This is a genomic window from Sphingopyxis sp., assembly GCF_036402335.1.
In the GTDB taxonomy this organism is placed as follows: Bacteria; Pseudomonadota; Alphaproteobacteria; order Sphingomonadales; family Sphingomonadaceae; genus Sphingopyxis.
In genome coordinates this window covers 1-6,978 of record NZ_DASWTD010000108.1, presented here as the reverse complement: position 1 = coordinate 6,978, position 6,978 = coordinate 1, and the positions used below count along the sequence as shown (strand labels likewise).

Below are 6,978 nucleotides of genomic sequence, written 5' to 3'. Positions count from 1 at the left end.
GCCCCGGGGCTGCCGGGGCGGCTGTACCTGCTCGACAAGCAGCGCAATCTTGTGATCGAGGCGGGGAGCTGGCTGGGGCCGGTGCGATCGGCGGAGCAGTTTTCGCCGATATCCTGCTGGGCGCTGCGGCGCGGCCTGCGTCATCGTCCGGCGGGGGACAATGTCGATGTTCCGTGCGACCATATCGAACGCGATGCCGGCCATCCGGTCGATACGCTGTGCTTGCCGCTCACCGCGCAGCGCGAGACGTTGGGCCTGCTCTATTTCGAAATGCCCGCGGGCGATGCGGCGCGCAGCGCGGCGCAGCTGATCTATTTCGACATGCTCGCCGAAAATATCGGGCTGGCGATCGCCAATCTCCAGCTTCGCGACACGCTGCGCGAAATGGCGATGGCCGATCCGCTGACCGGCCTCGCCAACCGGCGGCAGCTGGGACATGTGCTGGAGACGCAGATCGCACAGGCCGAGCGGCTGGGCGAAGCGCTCGGCTGCCTGATGATCGACGTTGATCATTTCAAGCGTTTCAACGATGTCCATGGCCATGAGGCGGGCGATGCGGTGCTGCGGGCGGTCGGGCATGTGCTCGCCAATGTGACGCGCGAGACGGGCCTTGCCTTTCGCTATGGCGGCGAGGAGTTCCTCATCCTGCTTCCGACGCTGTCGCCCGTGCAGGCCGAAGAGCGCGCGCAGGATATTCGTGCGCGTATCGCGGCGCTCGAACTCGGACATGGCGGCAAGGACCTCGACCCGATCACCGTTTCGGTCGGGATCGCGGTCGCGCCGGTCCATTGCGGGTTCGACCGGCTGGTGCGTACGGCCGATGCCGCTCTGCTGCGCGCCAAGGTGAATGGCCGCGACCGGGTGGAAGTGGCCCAGCCGAGGAAATCGAAGCCCGACTAGCCGCCGCGCGCGGGCGCGGCGGCCAGCCCGGTCAGAAGCGGTAGCCCACCGTGCCCATCACGTTGCGCGGGGCGCCGACGAAGCAGTCGCCGCGCGCGAGGCACGAAGCGAAATATTTGTTGTTGAGCAGGTTGGTCGCGTTGAGCGCGAAGCGCCAGCTGTTCCAGTTGATCTCGGCGAGCGCGTCGACCGTGGTGCGCGACGGTGTGACGATCGACCAGACCGGGCTGGTCGAAACGCTCTTGCCGCTGTAGACGACGCCGCCGCCGAGACGCAGCTGCGCTTCGCTCGAAAGGCCGAAGGTCTTGGTCGACCAGAGCGACGCGGTATGGCGCGGCATGTAATCGAGGCTGGTGTTGGTTTCCGACTTGAGTTTCGAATAGCCATAGTTGGCCAGCAGCTCGAAATTGCCGGGCAGCGTGTGGCTCGCCTCGATCTCGAAGCCCTTGGTGTTGAGTTCGCCCGACTGGGTCGTGCCGCCGGCAGCGAGATAGAGAACGCGGTTGCGTTCCTTGATCTTGAAGGCGGTGACGGTGACGAGGGTGCCCGGCGCGGGCTGCCATTTGACGCCTGCCTCATATTGGGTGCCCGTCTGCGGCCGGTAGGGATCGCCGAAGCTGCCGTCGCCGTTGTCGATCCGGCCGGCGACCGGCAGGAAGCTTTCGGTATAGCTGACGAAGGGCGAGAAGCCCGCGCCGATCTCACCGATGATGCCGGCGCGGAAGGTCGTGGCATTGTCCTTCTGGCCCGACGAACCGGTGACGCGGTCGCGGCGGGCGCCGAGCACGACCGAGACGCGGTCGTAGAAGCGGATCTGGTCCTGGACGTAGATGCCGAGCTGCTTCTGGCTTTCGTTGACGAAGGGGCCGCTGGGGTCATAGGTCAGCAGTGCGTCATAATCGATGTCGTAGAGGTCGACGATCTCGTCCCCGCCGGCGTACCGCTTGCCGACCTTGTTCCAGCTATAGTCGATGCCGACGAGCAGCTTGTGCTCGATATTGGCGCCGGTGCCGAAATTGAACTGGAGATTATTGTCGGTCGAAAAGACGTTCATCCGCGCGTCGCTCGCGTCCGCGGTCAGCGCGATCGTGCGGCCGTCGGTCCCATAGACCGAGAAGGGATCCTGCGGGTTGGTGTAGCTGTCGGCATAGTGGGTGTTATATTCGAGGTCGCTGTCGATGTATCGGGCCTTGAGGCTGAGTTTGACAGCGTCGGAAAAGCTGTGGGTGACCGAGGCACCGCCCTGCAGCGAGCGGCCATTGTAGCGGTCCCAGCCGGCCTTGCCGACGAAGGTGTAGCGATCGAGCTGTTCGCCGGCGACCGTGTTGGGCCTGAAAGTGCCGATGATCGGGAGGAATTGCGACGTCGAGCCGGTATCGTCCTCCTGATAGAGACCGGTGAGCACGACTTCGGTGTCGGGCGTCGGCTGCCAGCGGATCGAGGGCGCGAACATGACGCGGTCGTCGGGGACATGATCGACATAGGTGTCGGCATCGCGCGCGCGGCCGACGAAACGGACCGCGAGATTGTCGGCAAGCGCGAGATTGACGTCGCCCAGCACTTCCTTGCGGTCATCGCTGCCATAGACGAGGCTGATTTCGCCGCGGGTATCGAAGTCGGGCGTCTTGCTGACGAGGTTGACGAGGCCGCCGATCGACCCCTGGCCGAACAGCACCGAGGCGGGGCCGCGGATGATTTCGACGCGCGAGAAATTATACGGGTCCGACGTGATCGACGCATAATAGGAGAAGATGTCGCGCATGCCGTCGCGGAACTGCAGCGCGTCGAGCCCGCGGACGTTGAAGCCGTCGACACGGGTGTCGCGGCCATAGGGGTTGGCGAGGACGCCGGCGGCATATTTCACCGTGTCGCTGATGCTGATCGCGCCCTGCGCCTCATATTGTTCGGACGTGATGATCTTGATCGGCTGGGGCAATTCGGTCAGCGCGGTGTCGGTCTTGGTGCCCGAATAGCCGGTGACGACGATGGTATCCTCGCCGGTGCCTGCCTCGGCCCCGGCGGCCTCTTCGGCACGCGCGGCGGCGGCCGTGAGGGCGAGGGCGGCGGCGCCGCACATGGCGATCGTCCGGGCGAGCTTCATATCATTCCCCTTTTTGCGACTCAATCTCAATTAGCCGCAGCCGGTAGGGATATTGATATGCAGTCGCAAGAGAATTCGATGAAGAACGGACGAAATCGGGCGCAAGCCGGTCAGGGCGATCAAAAGTCGATGGCCATCCGGGCGGTCACCTGCCGCGACGGGATATAGGCGAAGGCGTTGTTACCCTCGACGTCCCAGCCATAGGTGTCGAACAGGTTCGTCGCCTGTACGCGGAGCACCGCAGGCAGCTTGCCGATGCCGAACCGGTAACGCGCGCCGAGGTCGACGATGGTACGCGCGGGAACGCGGACGGCGTTCGCCGCGTCGGCGTAGCGGCGCCCGGCATGCTCGATGCCGACGTCGAACGACAGCGCCGGAAGCTGCGGCGGGCGCCAGTCGATGGTGCCGGTCAGGCTGCGTGACGGGGTACCGATCGGGCGGCGGCCGATCGATCCGCCCGCGACCTCTTCGCCCGAAAGCTTCGCGTCGAGCAGCACGCCACCGGCGACGAGGGTGAGGCCTGGGGCGGGCGAGCCGCTGAGCGAGGCCTCGATGCCGCGATGGGTGACGGTGCCGAGGCGGCGGAAGACGTTGCCACGGTCGAGCCCGTAATAGGGTTTTTCGATTTCGAAGCCGCCGGCGATCAGAGTCATTGCCCCGAGCTGCCAGCGCAGCCCGCCGTCGACCTGCCGGGTGCGGATCGCGGGGGGCGCCTCGTCGCGGTTGACCGCGGTTTCGGGCGCGATGTCGCTTTCCTCGAGCCCGCGCGTCATCCCGCCATAGAGCGTCAGGCGCGGGGTGAGTTCGGCTTCGGCGGCGATGCTGAACAGCCAGGGGCTGGCGCGCGATTGCGGTGGCGCCTCGGCGGGAGTCGTGACGCGTTTGCGATAATCGCTGCGCTGGAGGCCGAGATTGATGCGGCCGAGCCCGTCGATCCGTGCCTGCCAGGCAAGACCGGCGGTCCATTGCCGGACCCTGTCCTCGGTGCGTGGACCGAAGACGAAGGCGGGGCGCGCGACGGCGCGTTCCTCGTTGAACGGTGCGGGCGCGAGCGAGCGATGGTCGGAACCGCCGTAAAAGCGCGTCTGCGATCGCGCGCGCACCGCGAGCAGCAATTCGTGGCGCACACGGCCGGTGGTAAAGGCACGTGCGATATTGACCTCGCCGCTGGTCGAGGCGTTCGAGCGACGCGGATTGGCGGTAACGGTGCGTGCGGCGAGCGTGCCGGGTGGCGCTGCATCGAGCAGCAGCGTATAGCCCTCGGTCGTGATATTCGCCGAACGGAAGACGCCGCCGCGCAGCGTGAAATCGCCGAGCCGGGTGCGGCCGAGCCCGCCATAGGTCACGCGCTCGACCTCATAGTCAGCCCAGTCCTGCCCGAGAAAGCGGCGGCGCGTCATGCGGGCGGGCAGATCCTGGCCGTCGCCGATGACGATGGGATAGGATTCCTCGTCGTCGACGCCGACGCGGCTCCAGAAGGGTTTGATCTCGGTGGTTTCGTTAGGGCGCCAGACGAATGACAGCGAGGTCGAGAGCACGTCATTGCTGTTCCGGAACGCATATTGGTTGCGGTAGAAGCCGGCGCCGGCGGCGAGCCCGAGCGCCCGCCCCGCGAGCGGGAGCAGTGCATCGGCCTCGACCAGCCAGCCGCCGAAGCTGTCGCCCTTGGCGGCAACGCTGAGCACGGGGTCGGCTTCGGCCGCACGGATGCGATAATCGGCGATGCCCGAGGGCGCGGGAAAGGCATAGCCGAGCGCGGTCGGGCCGATGCGGATGCGGTTGCCCGCGACGAGGCGGCTGGTGAGTTCGGTCTGGCGGTCGATGTAGAGCCCCTCGAGCCGGACGTTACCGGCATCGGTCGGCGAGAAACCGCGCACATCGGTCGGGCTGTAGATGCCCAGCCCTTCGCCGCCGATATTCGATCCGAAGGCGTCCTCGGCATCGAGCGTGGCGTTTTCGTCGACGCGCTGGGCAAACGCGGGTGCGGCGAGCGCGAGGAAGGCGATGCAGGCAAGGGACGGGCGGCAAGCGGAGAGAAGCTGGGTCATGACGCGGCAACTGCCACGATGAAGCCTCTTGACATAGCGCACCGTTGGGGAGTTTTATGTGCGTATTATGCACAGCTTGGAACCTCTGCCGCCGCTCGACGGGCTGAATGCCATGCTGGCCGCGGCGGAGGCCGGATCCTTCACGGCTGCAGCCGACATGCTCCAGATCACGCACGGGTCGGTCAGCCGCCGGATCGCGGCGTTGGAGAGCTGGCTGGGCACCACCCTGTTCGAGCGGCACGGTCGCGGTGTGCGCCTGACCCCCGCCGGGCAGCGTTTCGCCGCCGAGGCGCGGCAGGCCTTGGGGATGCTGTCGCGCAGCGCCGACCAGTGGCGGCCGCGGCGCGGACGTCCGACGGTGCGGCTGGCGGTGGTGCCGGCGTTTGCGCGGCTATGGCTTATGCCGCGGCTCGCCGGGCTCGAGCGCGGCGATATTCATATCGACGTGGCCATGGATCACCGCCCGATCGACCTTCACGCGCAGGAAGCCGACCTGGTGATCCGGTACGGGCGGGGATCGTGGGAAGGGCTCGACAGCCAGTTGTTGTTTCGCGAGACGCTGCGCCCCGTAGCCGCGCCGGCGCTGGCGGCGGAACTCGGCGAGGATGCCGGTGCCGACGCACTGCTGGGACGGCAACTGCTCCATGATTCGGACATGGCGCACTGGCGCGCCTGGCTGGCCGCAGCCGGGGTGCGTTACCGTCCGCGCTGGCAGGACCGGCGGTTCGAGGATTATGATACGGTGCTGACCGCCGCCGAAGCGGGGCTGGGCGTGGCGCTGCTCCGCACCCCGCTCGCCGATGCGGCGGTGACGGCGGGGCGGCTCGCCTATGTCTCGCCGCGCGCTGAACCCAATCCGGCAGCGCATTTTGTCGGGATGCGCACCGGCGAGAGCCGGTCGGCGGTGATCGAACTCGCGCGCCGCTTGCTGGCGCTTACGAATGCAGGCGCAGCACGCGCCTAAAGCCCCGACCCGTCGAACACATGTCCTTCGGGGTCGAGGTCGCGGAGGTCCGAACCCCTCGTTTCGCGGCCGTAACGCGCAACAAGGAGAAGCGACAGCAACATCGGTCCCGCGATCATCATCGCGCTCACGCCAAGTGTCGGGATGATCGCCATGATCGCAAGGCCCTGTGCAAGGACGCCGCCAAGCTTGCTGCACGCGGCGACCACACCGGTGGCGCGGCCACGGATGCGCAAGGGGAAGCTTTCGGCGCAATAGGGGAGCAGCATCGCGATGATGCCGTTGCTGCCGACGATCAGCAGCGCAACGGGCAATACCGGGCTCGCGCCCCCGGTCAGCGCGAGCCACAGCACGCCGGCAAGTCCGAGCAAGGTAATGGCGATCGACAGCAGCACCGATTTCCTGGCGCTCCATGCGCCATAGAGCCACGCGACGACGAAGACCGTCGGCAGGGCGATCAGCGCAGATGCGGCCAGCAGCTGGCTGGCAACCTCCATACTGTAACCGCGGGCGATCAGTTCGACGGGAAGCCACAAGAGGAGACCGAAATTGACGAGACCCCAACAGATTGCGGTGAGGCCGAGCGCGAACAGCTTGCCGCCAAAGGCGCGTGGTCTGGCCGTCGCGGCGGGGCTGTGTGGCGCGGCAGGCCCGTCGGGTGCGACGCGGTGCACGGTCGCACCGAAGCGCGCCATCACGCGCCGCGCCTCGTCGTGCCGGCCGCGCGCCATCAGGAACTTCGCTGATTCGGGGATGAAAGCGCCCAGCGCCACAAGCATCAGCCCGCTCGGCAGGTTCGCGAGCCACAGCACACGCCAGCTGAAGATGGGTTCGAGCCAGACGGCAAGCAGGCTGGCCGCGGCATAGCCGCCGACCGCGCCCAGCCCGCCGACGAGCACGAGGCTCCACCCGCGATGGCGGCTCGGCATCATTTCGGCGAGTAGCGCATAGGTCACGGGCAGCAT

The 6,978-nt window shown here is 67.0% G+C and carries 5 protein-coding genes; 2 read left to right on the top strand and 3 right to left on the bottom strand.

The features are described 5' to 3' along the window. Positions 1–900, top strand: a 900-nt coding sequence (locus VGD20_RS03255) for a sensor domain-containing diguanylate cyclase (protein WP_331133077.1), incomplete at its 5' end; no start/stop codon positions are given. Between the two features lie 31 nt (positions 901–931). Here VGD20_RS03255 and VGD20_RS03250 read toward each other — a convergent pair. Then, positions 932–3,001, bottom strand: coding sequence for a TonB-dependent siderophore receptor (locus VGD20_RS03250; RefSeq protein ID WP_331133076.1), 2,070 nt, complete (start codon positions 2,999–3,001; stop codon positions 932–934). A 119-nt stretch (positions 3,002–3,120) separates the two neighbouring features. After that, positions 3,121–5,049 (bottom strand): TonB-dependent receptor domain-containing protein, encoded by a 1,929-nt coding sequence (locus VGD20_RS03245; RefSeq protein ID WP_331133075.1) that lies wholly within the window; start codon positions 5,047–5,049, stop codon positions 3,121–3,123. A gap of 76 nt (positions 5,050–5,125) precedes the next feature. On the opposite strand from VGD20_RS03245, the gene VGD20_RS03240 reads away from it, so the two are divergent. After that, positions 5,126–6,013, top strand: a complete 888-nt coding sequence (locus VGD20_RS03240; RefSeq protein WP_331133074.1) for a LysR substrate-binding domain-containing protein — start codon at positions 5,126–5,128, stop codon at positions 6,011–6,013. On the opposite strand, the gene VGD20_RS03235 is transcribed toward VGD20_RS03240, so the two are convergent. After that, a partial coding sequence (locus VGD20_RS03235) for an MFS transporter (RefSeq protein WP_331133073.1) occupies positions 6,010–6,978 on the bottom strand: 969 nt, incomplete at its 5' end. The two genes, VGD20_RS03240 and VGD20_RS03235, sit on opposite strands and share 4 nt — an antisense overlap.

Excerpts from the sequence above, each read along its gene's own strand:
- VGD20_RS03250 (WP_331133076.1), bottom strand. The coding sequence starts at position 3,001 with ATGAAGCTCGCCCGGACGATCGCCATGTGCGGCGCCGCCGCCCTCGCC.
- VGD20_RS03245 (WP_331133075.1), bottom strand. The coding sequence starts at position 5,049 with ATGACCCAGCTTCTCTCCGCTTGCCGCCCGTCCCTTGCCTGCATCGCC.